The 19798-nt window shown below is 68.4% G+C and carries 11 protein-coding genes; 7 read left to right on the forward strand and 4 right to left on the reverse strand.

The window, feature by feature from the left end:
- Positions 1-7: 7 nt before the first annotated feature.
- A complete protein-coding gene (gene mrcB, locus ABE571_RS14120; RefSeq protein ID WP_346493879.1) occupies positions 8-2446 on the reverse strand; it encodes a penicillin-binding protein 1B in 2439 nt (812 codons plus the stop codon).
- A 96-nt stretch (positions 2447-2542) separates the two neighbouring features.
- On the opposite strand from mrcB, the gene ABE571_RS14125 reads away from it, so the two are divergent.
- Positions 2543-4642 carry a glycosyltransferase gene (locus tag ABE571_RS14125; RefSeq protein ID WP_346493881.1) on the forward strand — a complete coding sequence of 700 codons (2100 nt, stop codon included), beginning with the start codon at positions 2543-2545 and terminating at the stop codon, positions 4640-4642.
- On the opposite strand, the gene ABE571_RS14130 is transcribed toward ABE571_RS14125, so the two are convergent.
- Together ABE571_RS14130 and ABE571_RS14135 are read right to left on the reverse strand one after the other, a co-directional pair.
- A complete protein-coding gene (locus ABE571_RS14130; protein WP_346493883.1) occupies positions 4639-6201 on the reverse strand; it encodes a hypothetical protein in 1563 nt (520 codons plus the stop codon). The genes ABE571_RS14125 and ABE571_RS14130 overlap by 4 nt on opposite strands.
- 29 nt (positions 6202-6230) lie before the next feature.
- On the reverse strand, positions 6231-8384 hold the full coding sequence (locus tag ABE571_RS14135; protein ID WP_346493885.1) for a bifunctional (p)ppGpp synthetase/guanosine-3',5'-bis(diphosphate) 3'-pyrophosphohydrolase: 2154 nt from the start codon (positions 8382-8384) through the stop codon (positions 6231-6233).
- 132 nt (positions 8385-8516) lie between these two features.
- Here ABE571_RS14135 and ABE571_RS14140 point away from each other — a divergent pair, with 132 nt between their 5' ends.
- Entirely contained in the window at positions 8517-9029 is a 513-nt protein-coding gene (locus ABE571_RS14140) for a hypothetical protein (RefSeq protein ID WP_313210466.1), read from the forward strand.
- 55 nt (positions 9030-9084) lie between these two features.
- On the opposite strand, the gene hrpA is transcribed toward ABE571_RS14140, so the two are convergent.
- Positions 9085-13188 carry an ATP-dependent RNA helicase HrpA gene (gene hrpA, locus ABE571_RS14145; RefSeq protein WP_346493887.1) on the reverse strand — a complete coding sequence of 1368 codons (4104 nt, stop codon included), beginning with the start codon at positions 13186-13188 and terminating at the stop codon, positions 9085-9087.
- Positions 13189-13284: 96 nt separating this feature from the next.
- Here hrpA and ABE571_RS14150 point away from each other — a divergent pair, with 96 nt between their 5' ends.
- The 5 genes from ABE571_RS14150 (at position 13285) to ABE571_RS14170 (ending at position 19732) form a co-directional block, all read left to right on the forward strand.
- The gene (locus ABE571_RS14150) at positions 13285-13836 is read left to right on the forward strand and encodes a Dps family protein (RefSeq protein ID WP_019185151.1); all 552 of its coding nucleotides are present in this window, start codon (positions 13285-13287) and stop codon (positions 13834-13836) included.
- Positions 13837-14453: 617 nt separating this feature from the next.
- Positions 14454-16259, forward strand: a complete 1806-nt coding sequence (recQ, locus tag ABE571_RS14155; protein ID WP_152151915.1) for a DNA helicase RecQ — start codon at positions 14454-14456, stop codon at positions 16257-16259.
- 94 nt (positions 16260-16353) lie between these two features.
- The gene (locus tag ABE571_RS14160; RefSeq protein ID WP_346493889.1) at positions 16354-16752 is read left to right on the forward strand and encodes a CopL family metal-binding regulatory protein; all 399 of its coding nucleotides are present in this window, start codon (positions 16354-16356) and stop codon (positions 16750-16752) included.
- 104 nt (positions 16753-16856) lie between these two features.
- Positions 16857-18650: a copper resistance system multicopper oxidase gene (locus ABE571_RS14165; RefSeq protein WP_346493891.1), complete on the forward strand. Its 1794-nt coding sequence runs from the start codon at positions 16857-16859 to the stop codon at positions 18648-18650.
- Positions 18647-19732: a copper resistance protein B gene (locus ABE571_RS14170; RefSeq protein WP_346493893.1), complete on the forward strand. Its 1086-nt coding sequence runs from the start codon at positions 18647-18649 to the stop codon at positions 19730-19732. Before ABE571_RS14165 ends, ABE571_RS14170 begins: the two co-directional genes overlap by 4 nt.
- Positions 19733-19798 lie beyond the last annotated feature (66 nt).

Genomic DNA, 19798 nt, shown 5'->3' on the forward strand with positions numbered 1-19798 from the left:
GCCTCGATCAGGGTTGACGCGCGGGGGTGGCGGCCGGTGCATTCTGCGCCGGTTCGGGGGCGGGCTCCGGCTTTTTCTCCAGGCCGAACCAGCTGCGCCAGCCACCGCCTTCACTCTGTTCGCCGCCCTCGCGTTCCGGCAAGGCGCTCGGCGCGGTGCACGGTACATAGGCCGGGGTGTAGCCGACCACGAACGGGAAGCGACGCGCGCCCGGGCAGGCTTCATCGGTGGTGGCCGTGCCGCTGGCCTCCACGTACTGCCAGTCCAGGCCCTTGTTGCTGACCTTCAGCGGCGAACTGGGCAGGCGCTGGAAAATGCCCGACCAGACCCGCATCGACCCGGTCGCGCCATACAGCCCGGCCTGTTCGTTCTGGTCATTGCCCATCCAGATCACGGCCAGATGGTCACCGGTGTAGCCGGCGTACCAGCTGTCGCGGCCGTCGTTGGTGGTGCCGGTCTTGCCCGCCGGCTGCAGGCGGCCCAGGCCATCGGCGTTGAGGCGCTGCGCGGTACCGCTGGCCACGACCTGCTGCAGACCGATGCTGATCAGGTTGGCGGCAATCGAGTCACCTTCCTGCGCCGGCGCCGGGGTCTTGTCGTAGCGCTTCATCAACTTGCCCTGCGGATCGAGCACGCCACGCACCGCGTGCAGCGGCTGGATCTCGCCCCCGGAGGCCAGGAACTGATACAGCTGGGCCATCGCATACGGGCTTTGATCCGTGGAGCCCAGGATCACCGCGGGATTGGGCTCGGCCTTGATGCCGGCCAGGACGTGGATCAACTGCGTGACCCGCTCCGGGCCGACCTGCATGCCTACCCGGACCGTGGCCTGGTTGTAGGAATGGGCCAGCGCATCGATCAGGCGGACCGTGCCGTGGCTGCGGTTGTCCGCGTTGCCGGGCGACCACTGCTTGCCTCGGCTGAGCTGCACCGTCACCGGCGAATCATCGACCCAGCTGGACAGCGAGTAGCGGTCCGGCTGCGCCAGCGCCAGCAGATACACGAACGGCTTGAGCAGCGAGCCGACCGGGCGCTGCGCCTCGATGGCCCGGTTGAAGCCCGGTTCGGACACGTCACGGCTGCCGACCACGGCCAGCACATCACCGTTGTGCACGTCGGTCAGCACCAGGCCAGCCTGCAACGCGGGACGGCGCTTGCTTTCCATTGATTTGATCGTCTTGGTGACCGCACCTTCGGCATAGGCCTGCGCCGAGGGCGCCATGCCGGTCATCACGCTCAGGCCGGCGCCCTGCAGCACCGACTCGGGGTAATCGTGGCCGAGCTGGCGACGGACCAGATCGACATAGGCCGGGAAACGGTTGGCCGCGATCAGGCCCGGGGTCTTGGGTACGCCCAGCGGCGCATCGACCGCACGCTTGTACTCGGCATCGTCGATCAGGTTGGCGTCGCGCAGCTTGCCCAGCACGAAGTTGCGGCGATCCAGCGCGCGCTCGGGATTGCGGCGCGGATCGTAATAGGACGGGCCCTTGACCAGGCCGATCAGCAACGCGACGTGCTCGGTGTTGAGCGAGGCCAGATCACGCCCGAACCAGAACTCCGCACCCGAGGACATGCCGTGGATGGCCTGGCTGCCACGCTGGCCCAGGTAGACCTGGTTGAGGTAGGCCTCCAGGATGGTGCGCTTGTCGTAGCGCGCTTCCATGATCAGCGCGTACAGCACCTCATTGAACTTGCGGGTGACGGTCTGCTCTTTGCCGATCCCGAGCAGGCCGCTTCGGGCCAGCTGCTGGGTCAGGGTCGAGGCGCCCTGGCGGCTCTGGCCACCAGAACGCACGGTCACCCAGATCGCACGGGCGATGCCGCTCAGGTCGATGCCGTGGTGCCGGTTGAAGTCCTTGTCCTCCACCGCCTGCAGGCCGGTGACCAGCAGCTCGGGGGTCTCTTCGATCCGTACCAGCCGGCGCTCTTCCTGCTTCTGGCCATACAGCGTGGCGATACGGGCCGGATCCAGACGCGCGGCCTTCAGCGCCTTGCGGGTGTCGGGGTCACGCAGCGAAGCGATCGACCCGCCGGACAGGCTCAGCTCGACGCGGCGCGGGGCGACCCGGCCATCGACGTCGTTGTAGCCACGGCTGGAGATGACGAAACGCCCCCCCTCCTGCGTGTACGTGGCCGGTGATTTGCCGATCCCGTCATCGCGGTAGGCCGAGGCCGCCAGCTCGGTCTTGAGCGTGGCCGCATCCATCGCCACGCCGGGCGCCAGCGGCAACGGCCGCGCATAGACGCGCGTGGGAATCTGCCAGCGCAGCTCACCGAAGCGCTGGGTGACCTGTTGGTTCAGGTACACCGTATAGGGGATCAGGAAGCCCAGCCCCAGCGCGACAGCCGCCATGCTCCAGGTGATCAACCGGCGCCGCCACAGCGGGGCGCGGCTTTCGGTGTCGTCGAACTCGTCGATGTCGTCGGAATCGTAGCGTCGGGGCACGGGGATGCGAGAATATGGATTCCGGCGAGTCTAACGCAGCCACTGCGAGCGGCGCGTTCTCCCGGGTTCCCCCGCTTAAGCTGGAGTTGCAACGGGATGTCGATGTCCTTGGCCGATGCTCGCTATTTCCTGAACCGCATGCTCGGCCTGTTCCGTCGCAGTCTGGCCAGTCTGCGCACCCGGGGCTGGCGCGCCACCTGGCAGCGCATCCGGGTCCACACCCAGGCCGTGCCGGCGCCCCGCGGGGCGCCCCTGTACCTGCCGGAGGCCACAGCGTTCGCGCCGTTCACCGTCCCCGCCAGCGAGCGCCCGGTGGTCAGCATCATCATTCCGGTCTACAACCACGCTGCGCACACCTTGGCCTGCCTGCGGGCACTGGCCGCGCATCCGCCGCAGGTCGCCTGCGAGATCCTGGTGGTGGACGACGGCAGCAGCGACGAGACGATCACCTGGATGCCGCAGATCCGCGGCCTGCGCCATGAAGTGCGCGCGAGCAACGGCGGCTTCATCGAGGCCTGCAACGATGGCGTCGCGCGTTCGCGTGGCCAGTACGTGGTGCTGCTCAACAATGACACGGTGCCGCAGCCGGGCTGGCTGGATGCCCTGCTCGCCACCTTCGCCCGGGTGCCGCGCGCCGGCCTGGTCGGTTCACAGCTGCTCTACCCCGACGGCCGCCTGCAGGAGTCGGGCGGGGTGATCTTCCAGGATGGCAGCGGCTGGAGCTACGGCCGTTTCGAATCGCCCGAAGATCCGCGCTACAGCGCGCTGCGCGATGCCGACTACTGCTCCGGCGCCGCGCTGATGATCCCGCGCGCCCTGTGGGAGGAGATCGGGGGTTTCGACCTGCGCTACAAGCCGGCGTATTACGAAGACACCGACCTGGCCTTCGCCGTGCGCGCCAGCGGCCACCGCGTGCTGGTGCAACCGGCCAGCCGCGTGGTGCATGACGAGGGCACCAGCAACGGCACCGATACCGGCAGCGGGATCAAGGCCTACCAGGTCCGCAACCGCGGCGTGTTCGCGGCGAAGTGGGCTGGCGCACTGCGGGCGCAGCCCGCCGTCGGCAGCGTTCCCTCGCCAGCCCTGCTGCACCGTGCCCAGCGCCAGGTCCTGATCCTGGATGAAGAAGTGCCGCAGCCGGACCGCGACTCGGCCTCGCTACGCCAGTACAACCTGATCCGCATGCTGCTCGAAGCCGGGGTCCACGTGGTGTTCGTGCCGACCCGGCGCGAGCACGGCGGCACCGCCACCGAGGCGCTGCAGGCGCTTGGCGTGGAGGTCTGGTACGCCCCCTACCTGGACGGTGTGGCGCCGTGGCTGCGCGCCAACGGCGCCCGCTTCGATGTGGTGATGATGGTCCGCTACCACGTCGCCCACGAGTGCCTGCCGCTGCTGCGCAGCTGTGCGCCCCAGGCCCGCACCGTCTTCGATACCGTCGACCTGCACTACCTGCGCGAACGCCGGGGTGCGGAGATCGCCGGGGATGCCGGGCTGCTGCGCAATGCCGAGCGCACCCGCGCACGCGAGCTGGCGGTGATGGAAGAGGTTGATGTGACCGTGCTGGTCAGCGCTGCCGAGCGCGAGCAGCTGCGCGTCGATGCCCCGGGCGCGACCGTGGAACTGATCTCCAATCTGCACGAGGTTGCTGGCGCCGGCCCTGACTGGGCCGAGCGGCGCGATCTGGTGTTCGTCGGCGGCTTCCGTCATCCGCCGAACCTGGATGCCATGCAGTGGTTCATCGGTGACGTCTTCGCGCGCATCCGTGCACAGCTGCCCGACATCCGTTTCCACTGCATCGGCGCGGCCGTGCCCGACACCCTGCGCGCGCTGGCCGCGACCCAGCCGGGCGTGGAGATCCACGGGTTCGTGCCGGACGTGGTGCCCTACATGGATGGCATCCGCATCGCCGTCGCGCCGCTGCGCTTCGGTGCCGGCGTGAAGGGCAAGGTGAATCTCAGCATGGCGCATGGGCAGCCGGTGGTCGCCACGACCTGTGGCGTGGAAGGCATGCACCTGCGCGATGGCGAAGATGTGCTGGTGGCCGATGATGCCGAGGCATTCGCGCAGGCCGTGGTGCGGCTTTACCAGGACGAGGCCCTGTGGCGCCGGCTCTCGACTGCCGGGCTGCAGAACATCGTGGATCATTTCTCGCTGGATGCGGCCCGCGCCACCGTGCAGCGGGTGTTCCTGGATTAAGTGCCCGAGCCACCGCCGGCGCTGCGCAGGCGCTCGGCGAAGGCCGGTAATTCCGGCAGGTCCGGTTGCCAGCGCCGCGCCTGCTCGAGCGCCTGCTGCGCGTAAGCGATGTCGCCCGAGCCCAGGCGCTCGCTGCCGATGGCCAGCCAGCGCTGTGCCAGCCGCCGTCGCGCGGCGGCCTGGGCGGCATCATTGGTCGACAACGTCTGCCAGGCGTCCAGACACGCCCCCGCCGCCAGCACGCGGTTCTCGCGCAGGCGATCTTCGAAGCACTGCCGGCTTGCGGGCAGCAGGCGCTGCGCGGCGGCTCGCACCCGCGGGTCCTGCGGCGCGACGCCCTGGGCCTCGCGCAGGGCGTCGTAAGCACTGCGTCCGGGCGGGTCCAGGAAGTTGCCACGGCCCTCTGCCTCCTCCAGGCGCGTGAGCAGACGGCGCAGTGTGCGTTCGCGCTGCGCCCTCGGCACCGCCGGGGTCTTCAATGCCGCCTGGGAGCGTTGCGCCTGCTCGATCACATGGCGGGCCGCCTCCAGCGAACGCGTGGACGCGCCCAGCGATTGGGCCACCTGAAGCGCCCGGGCTGCGTCGTCGAAGCGGAAGTTGCCGGCCAGCCGCGTCGCACGCGTGAGCTGCGCATCGGCGACCTGCAGCTGGCCACGGCGCGCGGCAGGATCGTCGGGCAGCGCTGAAAGCACCGCTGCGAATGCATCGGCCGCAACCTCCAGCTTCTGCCGGCGCAGCGCGATCTCGCCCTCGCGCTGGCGTCGCTCCAGCGCGTTGTTCAGCGCCTCCTGGGTGGCCGGCAGATCGACATGCCCGGCATCGAAACCACGCGCGCTGCGCACCAGCGCCGCCGCCCTGGCCACGTCGCCGCGTCCGGCCGCCGTGCGCGCCTGCTGGAGGAGATCGGACAGCGCATCCTCGCGCCCCTCCAGTGCGCGCACCTGATTGGGGGACAGCGCCAGCACCTGCTGGAACAGCGGCAGCGCGCTGTCGGGGCTGCCCTCGAGCCGCTGCGCCTGCAGGGCCGCTTCGGCGCGCCCAAGCAACGCCCCGATGCCCGCGCGTGCCTGGTCGTGTGCGTGCAGCTGCTGCGCCACCGCATCGGCATCGCGCTGCGGCACCTGCAGTTCGCGGGCCAGCGCAAGCGCGGCGGTCGCCGCCGGTGCATCGCCCCGGTCCAGCGCATCCCGCGCCTGCTGCAGGGCAGCCTGGCCGGTGCGTGCCAGACCGCTGCGCGCCTGCAAGCGGTCGGTGTCCAGCGCCAGCGCGGCCTGGAAGGATTCACGTGCGCCACTGCCATCTGCCGCACTCAACCGGCCCGCGGCCAGCGCGCGACCGCCCTGGTCGAGCAGCTGCTCGATCTGCGGCTCGTTCCAGAACCAGTTGGCCAGCGGCCGGCGCAACAGGGCCAGGCTGACGAACAGCAGCACGGCCACCAGCAGGGCCCAGCGCCAGATGCGCCGGGCATGGCGCGCCTGCAACCACCACCAGCGGCCTTCGCGGCGCACCCGTCGCAGTGCTTCGTGGGCGGCGTCATGCCTGTCATCGTCCCGGCTCATGGCGCGAGCCTAGCGTGGGGCACGTGAGCTCAGCCTAGACGCCGGGCTTCGCTGACGCCGGGCAGTGCATCCAGCTTGCCCAGCAGGGTCGAAAGCTGGCCGTAGTCACTGACCTTCAGGCGCAGGCGCAGATGCGCACGGCCACTGTTGCGGACGTTGTCGCTGTGGATGTCCAGCACATAGGCATCCTCCTGCGCGATCAGGTTGGTGATGTCCTTGAGCAGCCAGCGCCGGTCGACCGCGTCGACCACCACGTCCACTTCATAGCCACCGCCGGCCTGGCCCCACTCCACCGGAAGAATCCGCTGCGGGCTGGCCGCGGCCAGCCGTGCCAGCGCGGCACAGTCGGTGCGGTGCACGGTGACGCCGCGCGCACGCGTCAGATACCCGACGATCGGCTCGCCGGCCACCGGCTGGCAGCAACGCGCCAGCTGCACCAGCAGGTTGCCCACGCCCTGTACGGTGAAATCGGCACTGCGCACACTCTCGCGCCGCGCGGTCGGGCGCGGCAGTACCGGCGCCGCCGGCTGGCTGGCGGCACGTTCGGCTTCCAGCAGCGTGCGGCTGACCTGGTTCGGCCCGGTATCGCCCAGCGCCACCTGGATGTAGAGATCGTCGACGCTGTCGGCGTGGAACTTCTTCACCGCGATGGCCAGATCGGCGTGCTGCAGGCCGAGGCGCTTGAGTTCGCGCTCGAGCAGCTCGCGGCCGGCCTGCACGTTGCGCGCGCGGTCCAGCTTGTGGAACCACCCGCGCACCTTTTCACGCGAACGGTTGCTGGCCAGGAACCCGCTGGAAGCCAGCAGCCAGTCGCGCCGGGGATCGGCCTCCTTGCCGGTCAGGATCTCGACGCGGTCGCCGCTGCGCAGGCGGTAGGTCAGCGGCACGATGCGGCCGTTGACCTTCGCCCCCCGGCAGCGGTGCCCGACCATGGTGTGCACGTGGTAAGCAAAATCCAACGGCGTGGCGCCCTGGGGCAGGTCCATCACCTCGTCCTTGGGACTGAGCGCGTAGACCCGGTCTTCGGTCAGCTCGGCATCCAGCGCACCGGCCAGTTCGCCTGCATGCCCGTCCTGGGATTGCTCCAGCAGCTGCCGCATCCAGGTGATCTTGCGGTCGAACGCCTTTTCCGCGCCCTTGCTGCCTTCCTTGTAGCGCCAATGCGCGGCCACGCCGAGCTCGGCCTGGGCGTGCATGTCGTGGGTGCGGATCTGCACTTCGATGGTGCGCCCTTCCGGGCCGACCACGGCGGTATGCAGCGAACGGTAATCGTTGGCTTTCGGGCGCGCGATGTAATCGTCGAATTCGCTCGGCACCGGCGCCCACAGTGCATGCACCACGCCCAGCGCGGCGTAGCAGGCGGCCACGTCGTCCACCATCACGCGCACGGCGCGGATGTCGTACAGCTGCTCGAAGGCCAGCCGCTTCTTCTGCATCTTCCGCCAGATGCTGTAGATGTGCTTCGGGCGGCCGCTGACCTCGGCGCGGATGCCCTGCGCCAGCAGCTCGCGCGACAGCGCCTTCTTGACGCCCTCGACATAGCGCTCGCGCGCCAAGCGCGTTTCATCCACCTCGCGCGCGATGCGGCGGTAGGTCTCCGGTTCCAGATGGCGGAACGCCAGATCCTCCAGCTCCCACTTCAACTGCCAGATGCCGAGCCGGTTGGCCAGCGGCGCATGGATGTCGCGAGTGAGCTGGGCCAGCGCGCGGCGCTCTTCTTCGGGCAAGCGATCGGCACCGCGCATGCGGGCCAGCTGGCGGGCGAGCAGGATCGGCACCACGCGCAGATCGCGGATGATCGAAAGCAGCAGGCGACGCAGGCCTTCGCTGTTGCGCCCGGCCTCGCGCCCGGCGTGCAGCGCCCAGACCTGGTCGGCGGCGTCCAGGCCGTCCAGCAGGCCGACGACCACCGGCTTGAGCGCACCGATCGGCAGCGTGTCCAGACCGGCACGCAACCACGGCAGATCGAACAGCAACGTCGCCAGCAAGGCAGATTCGTCGGCCGAGAGCAATGACAGCGCATCCAGCGTGTCAGCCAGCACCGGCCAGCCCGCGCGCCGTTCCGGATCGGCCTCGGGTTGCTGCCAGCGCTGCAGCAATGCCTCGCGCAGCTCAGCCGGCAGCGAAGCCACCGAGGGTCGGTTCAACAAGCCATCCAGGCCAGGGGAGGAAGCGCGGTTCACAGCATCGTACAGACAAGACAGAGGCCACCTACACTAGCGCCGCAGCGCCCCCCCGACAATCGCCATCACCAGCATGTGCACATGCCGGGGCGCTGGCACTACACTGCGGCCATTCCTAGGAGAGACCCTGCCATGCGCTTTTCCCGTCTGCGGTTGTTGGCCTGCGCGGCCGTCATGATGAGCCTCTCGCTCCCGGCGCTGGCCCAGCGCGTGGTCGAAGGCGATCTGCAGCAGCAGATGTCGCCGGCCGAGTTCAAGGCGGCCGGGCTGGAGAAGCTCACGCCGCAGGAACTGGCCGAGCTCAACAACTGGCTGCAGGGCAAGGTGGCCGCGCTGGCGGCCGATGCCCGCGAGCAGGCCCGCGAAGAGGGTCGTCAGGAAGTCATCGTGAAAAACCACGGCTTCTTCGACTTCGGCACCAAGGAGCCGATCAAAAGCGTCTTGACCGGAGAGTTCCGCGGCTTTGGCAAGGGCCAGCGTTACGCGCTCGCCAACGCCCAGGAATGGGAGCAGGTCGACGATGTCCAAGTCGGTGGTGTCCGCCGCCAGTCGCCTGAGGTCAGCATCGCTCCCGGCGTCGGCGGGGTGTGGTACATGCAGATCCAGGGCGTCAACACCCGCGCCAAGGTCCGCCGCGTCAAATAATCCGCTTCAGGCAACCCCAGTGACCCGTGCCGACCTGGCACGGGTCACTGCCGGATCAAGGCTTCTGCAGCGCGGCCACGCGCTGGGCCAGCTTCTTGGCTGAAATCCCGGTCTTCGCGCCCAGCTCCTGGGCAAACAGCGAGACCCGCAACTCTTCCAGATCCCAGCGCAGGTCCTGCCACTGCGGCCGCTCCCGCAACCCGCGGGCCTCGGCCTGTGCCAACGCATCCACGAATGGCCGCAGCTCCAGCATCCGCGCCTGGTCGCGCGGCGGATCGCGCTTGGCACGCTCAGTGCGAAGGATCATTGCGCGCAGGTAGCGCGGCAGTTGCGCCAGGGCATCGGCCGGGGTCTCGCGCAGGAAGCCAGGATGGACCAACGCGGCCAGCTGCTGCTCCATGTCATCCAGATTGCCGCGTGCCCAGCCCATCAGCGGCGCTTCCAGCTGTGGTTTGAGCTCGGCCACATGGGCCAGGATGTTCTCGGCCAGCTTCAGGCGGGCCATCGCCTCTGCGAACAACGCCTTGCCCGCCTCCGCGCTGCGCTTGGCGAACGCGGCCGGGTCGCGGATATCACCCAGGCCATCGGCAAGCACCGCGTTCATCGCGGCATCGACCAGGTCGCCACGCAGGCGTTCCTGCGATTCGATCGCGGCATACAACAACCCGGTCTTGGGCGGCACCGGCAGCTGCTTGCGCGCCTGCTTGGCCTTGTCGGCCAGCGCAATCTCCAGCAATCGACGCACGCCGAGCGGATGCTGCTCCAGCGCCTCGTTGCGATCGGCGAAAATCTTCAACGCGGCGGTCTCGCCCTGGTCGACCAGCGCCGGATAGGCCGGCACGCCGGCTTCGCCAGGCACCTGCAGCGGGATCGGGCTGGCCGGGAAATCGCGCAACCCTTCGGCTGCCAGCGCACGCCCGGCGCGTGCGGCAAAGGCATCCCCCGCTTTGTCACCGAAGCGGGCGCGCAGTGCATCCAGATCGCGCGAGGTCGCCAGCACCTTGCCATCGGCATCGCGCAGCCGCAGGTTCATGCGCAGATGGGCGTCCAGCGCTGCGTCATCGAAATCGGTCGCGGCCAGCTTGGCACCGGTCGCACGCGACAGGAACCGTGCCAGCTCGCCACGGATGTCATCGGCGGTCGGCTCGGCAAACGCTTCGGCGAACGCGCGCCCGAAGTCCGGTGCCGGCACATAGTTGCGGCGCATCGCCTTGGGCAGGCTGCGGATCAGGGCCGCAGCCTTGTCGGCCACGAAGCCGGGCGCCAGCCACGACAACCGCGCCGGATCGAGCGCGTTGAGCAGGTGCAGCGGCACCTCCAACGTGACGCCATCTTCGTCGGCACCCGGCTCGAAGGTGTAATGCAGCGGCAGCCGTGCATCACCCAGCGGCAGATACGCGGGATACCGTTCGGCGTCGCTGCCCTCGCCCGGCAGCAGATCGGCCAGGGCCCACGACAGCGCGCGGCGTTTCTCCGGCGCCAGCGCCTTCCACCAGGTATCCAGGCCCATCGCCGAATGGATCTCGGCCGGAATCCGGTCCAGGTACCAGCGCGCCTGCCAGCCTTCATCGGCGACGATGCCGGCACGGCGCAGCTTGGCCTCCTCTTCGCGCGCCTGCTCCAGCACCTTGAGGTTGTCGGCGACGAAGCCGGCACGGGTGTTGATTTCGCCGGTCACCAGGGCCTGCCGCACGAAGATGTCGTGCGCTTCGCCCGGCGCGATGCGGCCGTAGTGCACCGGCTTCTTCGGGGCCAGCACCAGTCCGAACAGACTGATCTGCTCGGAGGCCAGCACCTGGCCCTGCGCGCGCGACCAATGCGGATCGAAGTGCTTGCGCAGCAGCAGGTGCGGCAGCTCGTTGATGACCCAGTCCGGCTCGATCGCCGCGTTGGTCAGGCCCCAGATTTTCTGGGTATCCAGCAAGGTCGCGGTGAGCAGCCACGGCGGCGGCCGCTTGGCCAGGGTCGAGCCCGGGAACGGCAGGAAGCGGCGCTGGCGCGGCGCCAGGAAATCGCCCTTGTCGCTGCGGTGGCCGATCTGCGTGGGCAGGCCGGCGATCAAGGCACGGTGCAGGGTCTGGTAGGCGGCTGCGCGCACTTTGTCGCTGAAGGCGTTGCGCGCCTCGGCATCGGCGCCCTTGACCGATGCCGGCGTGTTCTGGGCAGGCGCCGGCTCGGATTTCCCTTCGCGGGCCAGGCGTGCGGCACGGTGCTGCTGGCCGCGCGTCGCCTTGATCTTCGCCTCGTCGTCGCGCGCCGGTGCAGGCGCGGACGAACCGGCCAGCAACGGTGCCAGGGAGGTCTCGGCCGCTTCTTCCGTCCAGCCCAGCTCCTCGCACAGCACGCGCAGCTGGCGATGCAGTTCGCGCCACTCGCGCATGCGCAGGAAGCCGAGGAAATGCCGCCCGCACCAGTCGCGCAGCTTGGACTGGGTCAGGTCTTCGTGAGCCTGGCGGTAGCCGTCCCACAGGCGCAGCACGCCGACGAACTCCGAGCGGCCATCGGCGAACAGCGCATGCGCGTTGTCGGCCGCGGCGCGCGCTTCCGGCGGGCGCTCGCGCGGGTCCTGGATGCCCAGGAACGAGGCGATCACCAGCATCGGGCGGAGGCAGCCCTGGGCCTGTGCGGCGACCAGCATGCGGGCCAGTTTCACGTCCACCGGCAGGCGCGCCATCTGGCGCCCGATCGGGGTCAGGCGGCGCTCGGCATCGACCGCACCCAGCTCACCCAGCTGCTGCCAGCCATCGGCGATGGCGCGCTCATCCGGTGCCTCCAGGAACGGGAAATCCTCGATCTTGCCCAGGCCCAGCTGCAGCATCCGCAGGATCACCCCGGACAGGCTGGAGCGGCGGATTTCCGGATCGGTGAATTCGGGGCGCGACTGGAAATCCGCTTCGGAATACAGCCGGTAGCAGATGCCTTCGGACACGCGGCCACAGCGGCCCTTGCGCTGGTTGGCGCTGGCCTGGGAGACCGCTTCGATGTGCAGCCGGTCCAGCTTCTGGCGCGGGCTGTAACGCTTGATGCGGGCGAAACCCGGGTCGATCACATAGCGGATGCGCGGCACCGTCAGCGACGTTTCGGCGACGTTGGTGGCCAGCACGATGCGCCGGTTGGCGCCGGGGTTGAACACCAGGTCCTGATCCTTGACCGACAGCCGCGCATAGAGCGGCAGCACGTCGGTGCCACGGTACTTGCGTCGTTCCAGGGACTGGTGCGCATCGCGGATTTCGCGCTCGCCCGGGAAGAACAGCAGGATGTCGCCACGCGGGTCGATCCGGGTGATTTCATCCACCGCCGCGACCACCGCATCATTGACGGTGCGCTCGCCATCGCGCCCACCGTCAGCCTCGCCGCCGCCCTCACCTTCCAGCGGCCGGTAACGCACCTCCACCGGGAACGTGCGGCCTTCCACGCTGATCACCGGGGCATCGTCGAAATGCTGGGCGAAGCGCGAGGTATCGATGGTCGCCGAGGTGACGATCAGTTTCAGATCGGGCCGCTTCTTCAGCAGCTGCTTCAGATAGCCCAGCAGGAAATCGATGTTGAGGCTGCGTTCGTGCGCCTCGTCGACGATGATCGTGTCGTAGTTGGACAGCCAGCGGTCACTGCTGATCTCGGCCAGCAGGATGCCGTCGGTCATGAATTTGATGCGGGTATCGTCACCGACGCGATCGGTGAAGCGCACCTGGTAGCCCACCGTGGTGCCCAGCTCGGACTGCAGTTCCTGCGCAACGCGGGTCGCCACTGCACGCGCGGCGATCCGTCGCGGCTGCGTGCAGCCGATCATGCCGGCGGTGCCACGGCCGGCGGCCAGGCACAGCTTGGGCAGCTGGGTGGTCTTGCCCGAGCCGGTTTCACCGGCGATCACCACGACCTGGTGGTCGCGGATCAGCGCGGTGATGGCCTCGGCTTCACGCGCAATCGGCAGTTGCTCGTCCAGAGTGATGGACGGCTGATTCAGCGCACGCGCTTCACGGCGCTGCACGGACGCCTGCAAGGCCTGCTCGAACGCCGCCGCCAGCCCCGTATCCGCCGGTTTGGCCCGCCAGCGCGAGAGCATCCCCAGCAAACGACCGCGGTCGCGGCTCATGGCCCCGTTGATGGCGGCCTGCTGCTGGGCCAGGCGTGCTGCATGTGGTTTTTCGATAGCGCTCATCAATCGATTCGTTTAGAACTTTTGTTTACTACTGAAAGGGTAGTCTGATCTATTGTGAAGGCCATCCGATTCATCCCATCCATAAGGAGTTCTCCCATGGCGAAGACGACCAAGACCCCGGCAAAGCCCAAGACTGCCAAGCAGAAGCTCGGCGCGGCGGCCCCGTCGGCCCCGAACATCGATATCGGGATCAAGGAGGGCGATCGCAAGAAGATCGCCGATGGACTGTCGGCCTTCCAGGCTGATGCGTTCACGCTCTACCTGAAGACCCACAACTTCCATTGGAACGTGACCGGGTCGATGTTCAACTCGCTGCACACCATGTTCGAGACCCAGTACACCGAACAGTGGGCGGCCCTGGATGACGTGGCCGAACGCATCCGTGCACTGGGCTTCAATGCCCCGGGCTCGTACCGCGAGTTCGCGGCCCTGACCTCGATCGCCGAGGAGCCGGGCCTGACCGACAGCGCGGACTGGCGTGAAATGGTACGCCAGTTGGTCACCGCCAACGAGGCGGTGTGCCGTACGGCGCGCAAAGTGCTGGACGTGGCAGACGATGCGGACGACGCACCGACCGAGGATCTGATGACCCAGCGTCTGCAGACCCACGAAAAGTACGCCTGGATGCTGCGTTCGCTGCTGCAGTAAGGGTTTGTTTTTTGGCGGGCTTGGCTGACTGACGGCAAAGGCAGAGGCAACGGCTTTGGCTGACGGGCATCTCCGTGTTGGCGAGCGGGGGCCAGGCCCTGCCGGGACGCGCCGTAAACCCATCCTTGGGGGCTCGACGTGCGCCCTCCATGGCGCACGACGGGCCCGTCAGGGCCTGGCCCCCACCCGCCCGCCAGATCTGGGAGGACGGGTGGGGAAGCCAGAGCGGGGTCTTCGGCAAGCGGTAACAGGTACCCGGCAAGTAACAGCAGACAGGCGCCGATTGGCGCCTGTCTGCGTTTGACTGGCTCTCGACTGGCTCTCCCTTGAAGACCAGCCAAGTGTCGACGGCGCGGTGTGGGTGGGTCTGCAGGACCGTTGTGCGCCATGGATGGCGCACATCGAGCCCCCATGGACGGGTTCACGGCGGGTCCAGCAGACCCACCCACACCGCGCCAACCCCGTAGGAGGCCACGCCCGGCGCTTTGCGCCTTCAGCTCTGGCTCTGGCTCTCGCTCCGGCTTTGGCCCCGGCTTTGGCTCCGGCCTCGGCTTTCCTACACACCGATCCGGCATCCGAGGACACGGCCCGTAGCCTGGGCAAGGTAAACTAGCGCGATGTCTTCCCGCCCCGCGCACGACCTGCTCAGCCGCATCTTTGGTTACGACGAATTCCGCGGTCCGCAGCAGGCGATCGTCGAGCATGTCGCCGCCGGCAATGACGCGCTCGTCCTCATGCCCACCGGCGGCGGCAAATCGCTCTGCTACCAGGTCCCCTCCCTGCTCCGCGACGGCACCGGCATCGTCATCTCGCCGCTAATCGCCCTCATGCAGGACCAGGTCGAAGCCCTGCGCCAGCTCGGCGTGCGCGCCGAATACCTCAACTCCACCCTCGATGGCGAAACCGCCGCCCGCGTCGAGCGCGAACTGCTCGCCGGCGAACTGGACATGCTCTACGTCGCCCCCGAGCGACTGCTGACCGGCCGCTTCCTCTCGCTGCTCTCGCGCAGCCGGATCGCCCTGTTCGCCATCGACGAAGCCCATTGCGTCTCGCAGTGGGGCCACGACTTCCGTCCTGAATACCGCCAGCTCACCGTCCTGCACGAGCGCTGGCCCGACGTCCCGCGCATCGCGCTGACCGCCACCGCCGATCCGCCGACCCAGCGCGAAATCGCCGAACGCCTGGACCTGACCAACGCCCAGCACTTCGTCAGCTCCTTCGACCGTCCCAACATCCGCTACACCGTCGTCCAGAAAGACAACGCCAAGCGCCAGCTGCTGGACTTTCTCAAGGTCCACCGCCAGGAAGCCGGCATTGTCTACTGCATGTCACGGCGCAAGGTGGAAGAAACCGCCGAGTTCCTGTGCAAGGAGGGCATGAACGCCCTGCCCTACCACGCAGGCCTGCCCGCCGAGGTACGCGCCGCCAACCAGCGCCGCTTCCTGCGCGAGGATGGCATCGTCATGTGCGCCACCATCGCCTTCGGCATGGGCATCGATAAGCCGGACGTGCGCTTCGTCGCGCATACCGATCTGCCCAAATCGATGGAAGGGTATTACCAGGAAACCGGCCGCGCGGGGCGCGACGGCGAGCCTGCCGAAGCCTGGCTCTGCTATGGGCTCGGCGATGTCGTGCTGCTCAAGCAGATGATCGAACAGTCCGAAGCCGGCGAAGACCGCAAAACGCTCGAACGGTCCAAACTCGATCACCTGCTCGGCTACTGCGAATCCATGCAGTGCCGCCGTCAGGTCCTGCTGGCCGGGTTCGGGGAAACCTATCCCCAGCCCTGCGGCAACTGCGACAACTGCCTGCTGCCACCGGATGCCTGGGATGCCAGCGTTGCCGCCCAGAAGGCGCTGAGCTGCGTCTACCGCAGCGGGCAGCGCTTCGGTGTCGGCCATCTGATCGACATCCTGCGCGGCGGTGACAACGAGAAGGTCCGTCAGTTCGGGCATACCGAGCTGAGTACCTACGGGATCGGCAAGGATCTCGACGCCCGCAGCTGGCGCAGCGTGTTCCGCCAGCTGGTCGCCTCCAGCCTGCTGGAGGTGGACAGCAGCGCCTACGGTGGGCTGCGCCTGACCGATGGCAGCCGCGAGGTGCTCAAGGGCCAGCGCAAGGTCATGATGCGCCGCGAGACACCCAAGGCCGCCCGCGAGCGCGACCGCAGCGGCCAGCGCACCGGCCTGTCGGTGCTGCCGCAGGACCTGGCCCTGTTCAATGCCCTGCGCGGCCTGCGTGCCGAACTCGCGCGCGAGCAGAACGTGCCGGCCTTCGTGATCTTCCACGACAGCACCCTGCGCAATATCGCCGAACAGCGCCCCACCAGCGTCGACGCGCTGGGCCGGGTCGGTGGCATCGGCGGCACCAAGCTGGCCCGCTACGGCGACCGCCTGGTCGAGATCGTGCGCGAGGAAGGCTGATGCCCCGGCCTGTTCAGGCAGACCCGGCTCCAGAGTTGAACCCTGCGTTCAGCCACAGGTGCGGCCGCCAGGGTTTGGCAGTAAGGTGAGCCCCATGTCCGCCAGTGGCCTGCTCCTGCGAGTCGTCCTGATGCTCAGCCTGTTGCTCAATGGGCTGAACGTGGCCATGGCCGGCCCGATGGCATTGGCCCTGGCCGAGCCGGCCGTGCCCAGCAGTGCCGCACCGCCCTGCCATGGCGACGCGCCCGCCGCCGCCGCCGCGCATGATCACCCTGCCATGGCCGCCGCCACGACCGGCGTGCAGGCACCGCATGATGGCGACCACTGCAAGATCAAGGACTGCCTGCGCAGCTGCGCCCAGCAACCCAGCCTGACCGTCCAGGTCGCCTGGTTGGCGACCCCGCCGCCGGTGTCGATGTCGCCGCTGAACACCGTGCATCCCAGCCTGCCGACACCGCCGCTGGACCGCATCACCCGCCCTCCGATCGCCTGATCCGCCGCGCTCTGCGAGCGCCTGCCTGATGCTCTGCGCGCATGCCCCGGTGTGCGTGCGTTGACGGCACTGCGTGTGCCATTCGAATCAGATCCGGAGTTGCAATGTCTTTCCCCAAACCACCCGGCACGGGCACCCCGCCCATGCCGTCGCGCCGCTTGTTCGTCCAGGGCGTGGCTGCCGGCGGCGTGGTCGCCGGCCTGGCCGCCACGGGTCTGAGCCCGCGTGCGTTCGCCGCCGCCGGCCCCGGCCTTGCCGGTGCCCCACAGGTGCTCAGCAGCCATGATGTGCAGCTGAGCATCGGCGAATCGCTGGCCAATTTCACCGGCCGCACCCGCCCGGCGATCACCGTCAACGGCAGCCTGCCCGCGCCGATCCTGCGCTGGCGCGAAGGCCAGACGGTCAACATCCGGGTCGCCAATACGCTGCAGGGCCACCCCACCTCCATCCACTGGCACGGTCTGCTGCTGCCGGCCAACATGGATGGCGTGCCCGGCCTGAGCTTCAACGGCATCGCCCCGGGCGAGGCCTACCAGTACCGCTTCACCCTCAAGCAGTCGGGCACGTACTGGTATCACAGCCATTCCCTGTTCCAGGAACAGGCGGGCCTGTACGGCGCGCTGATCATCGACCCGCTCGAACCGGCGCCGTATCACGTCGACCGCGAGCACGTGATCCTGCTCTCGGACTGGACCGACCTGGACCCCGGCGCGCTGTTCCGGCGCATGAAGAAGCTTGCCGAATACGACAACTACTACAAGCGCACCCTGCCCGACTTCCTCCGCGATGTCCGCAAGGACGGCTGGGCCGCGGCCACCGCCGACCGCGGCATGTGGGGCCGGATGCGGATGACGCCAACCGACATCTCCGACATCAACGCCCACACCTATACCTACCTGCTCAACGGCACCGCCCCGGCCGGCAACTGGACCGGGCTGTTCCGCAGCGGCGAGAAGGTGCTGCTGCGCTTCATCAACGGCGGCTCGATGACCTATTTCGACGTGCGCATCCCGGGCCTGAAGATGACCGTGGTCGCCGCCGATGGCCAGTACATCCACCCGGTCAGCATCGATGAATTCCGCATCGCCCCGGCCGAGACCTTCGATGTGATCGTCGAACCCAGCGGCCAGGACGCGTACACGATCTTCTGCCAGGACATGGGCCGCACCGGCTATGCCGCCGGCACGCTGGCGGTACGCCACGGCCTGCAGGCACCGATTCCCGCCCGCGACCCGCGCCCGCTGCTGACCATGAGTGACATGGGCCACGACATGGGCCATGCCACCAACGGGATGGCGGGCCACGATATGAAGGGCATGGAAGGCGGCTGCGGTGCCAGCATGGGCCACGGCGCGCACGGCGCCGATACCAAGGCGCCGCGTCACCCGGCCAGCGAGCAAGGCAACCCGCTGGTGGACATGCAGAGCATGGCCACCGAGCCCAAGCTGGAGGATCCGGGTATCGGCCTGCGCAACAACGGCCGCAACGTACTCACCTACGGCGCGATGCGCAGCCTGTTCGACGATCCCGATGGGCGTGATCCCGGCCGCGAGGTCGAGCTGCACCTGACCGGCCACATGGAGAAATTCAGCTGGTCCTTCGACGGCATTCCCTTCGCCAGCGCCGAACCGCTGCGCCTGAACTACGGAGAGCGCATGCGCATCGTGCTGGTCAACGACACCATGATGCAGCACCCGATCCATCTGCACGGCGTGTGGAGCGATCTGGAAAACGCGGACGGCGAGTTCCACCTGCGCAAGCACACCATCGACATGCCGCCCGGCACCCGCCGCACCTACCGCGTACGTGCCGACGCACTCGGCCGCTGGGCCTACCACTGCCACCTGCTGTACCACATGGAAGCGGGCATGATGCGCGAAGTGAGGATCGAAGAATGAGCCGCTCACCTCTCACCGCGCTGTCCGCACTGAGCGCCGGCCTGCTGCTGGCCTTGTCCGCACCGGCGTGGGCGCAGTCGCATGCCAGCCATGCCAGCCATGCCACGACACCGACCCCGACCGACGCGCCACCGGCAGATGACGGCAACGTCGATCACAGCCAGATGGATCATTCGAAGATGGACCACGGCAGCGTCGATCACGCCCAGATGGATCATTCGACGATGGACCACGGCAGCACTGATCACAGCCAGATGGACCATTCGACGATGGACCACGGCACGACCGATCACGGCGAGATGGACCATTCGAAGATGGACCACGCCGCGATGGGTCATGGCGTGCCGAAGGCGCCCGCGCCCACCGAACCGCTCGAACCGATTCCTGTCGTGACGGCCGCGGACCGCCTCGCCGCGTTCCCGCCGATCGACCACGGCGCGATGGAGCATGCGCCGGAGATTCACAGCATGTTGCTGGTCAACCGCCTTGAGCACTGGGACGGCCAGCACGGTACCGGCCAGGCGTGGGAGGCCAGCGGCTGGGTGGGCGGCAACATCAACAGGCTATGGCTGCGCAGCGAAGGCGAGCGCAGCGACGGCCGCACCGGATCGGCCGACCTTGAAGTGATGTACGGCCGCAGCGTGTCGCCGTGGTGGGACGTACTGGTCGGCGTGAAACAGGATTTCCGCCCGGCCGATTCACGCACCTGGGCGGCGTTCGGCATCCAGGGCTTGGCGCCGTACAAATTCGAGACCTCTGCCACGGCCTATGTCGGCGAAGGCGGCCAGTTCGCGGCCACGGTGGAAGTGGAGTACGAGCTGCTGCTGACCAACCGCCTGATCCTGCAGCCGCTGGTGGAAGCCCGTTTCTCGGCCAAGGACGAACCGGAGTATGGCAACGGTTCGGGACTCAACAAGGTCGAGGCCGGGCTGCGCCTGCGCTACGAGTTCAGCCGCCGCTTCGCGCCTTACATCGGCATCAGCCACGAGCGGCTGTTCGGCGATACCGCTGATTACCACGAGGCGGCCGGCGAGCGCGCGCGCGATACCCGCTGGGTGGCGGGCGTGCGGGTCTGGTTCTGATCCAGCCGCGATGACAGGTTCCGGGTACCGACGTACCCGGAACCACGGCCGACCCCAGGCGATGGC

The organism is Stenotrophomonas sp. TWI273 (genome assembly GCF_039674765.1).
In the GTDB taxonomy this organism is placed as follows: Bacteria; Pseudomonadota; Gammaproteobacteria; order Xanthomonadales; family Xanthomonadaceae; genus Stenotrophomonas.

What these genes read in the sequence shown, in the direction of transcription:
- ABE571_RS14125 (WP_346493881.1), top strand. Translation starts at nt 2,543, where the DNA reads ATGTCGATGTCCTTGGCCGATGCTCGCTATTTCCTGAACCGCATGCTC.
- ABE571_RS14130 (WP_346493883.1), bottom strand. Translation starts at nt 6,201, where the DNA reads ATGAGCCGGGACGATGACAGGCATGACGCCGCCCACGAAGCACTGCGA.
- ABE571_RS14140 (WP_313210466.1), top strand. Translation starts at nt 8,517, where the DNA reads ATGCGCTTTTCCCGTCTGCGGTTGTTGGCCTGCGCGGCCGTCATGATG.
- hrpA (WP_346493887.1), bottom strand. Translation starts at nt 13,188, where the DNA reads ATGAGCGCTATCGAAAAACCACATGCAGCACGCCTGGCCCAGCAGCAG.
- ABE571_RS14150 (WP_019185151.1), top strand. Translation starts at nt 13,285, where the DNA reads ATGGCGAAGACGACCAAGACCCCGGCAAAGCCCAAGACTGCCAAGCAG.
- recQ (WP_152151915.1), top strand. Translation starts at nt 14,454, where the DNA reads ATGTCTTCCCGCCCCGCGCACGACCTGCTCAGCCGCATCTTTGGTTAC.
- ABE571_RS14160 (WP_346493889.1), top strand. Translation starts at nt 16,354, where the DNA reads ATGTCCGCCAGTGGCCTGCTCCTGCGAGTCGTCCTGATGCTCAGCCTG.
- ABE571_RS14165 (WP_346493891.1), top strand. Translation starts at nt 16,857, where the DNA reads ATGTCTTTCCCCAAACCACCCGGCACGGGCACCCCGCCCATGCCGTCG.
- ABE571_RS14170 (WP_346493893.1), top strand. Translation starts at nt 18,647, where the DNA reads ATGAGCCGCTCACCTCTCACCGCGCTGTCCGCACTGAGCGCCGGCCTG.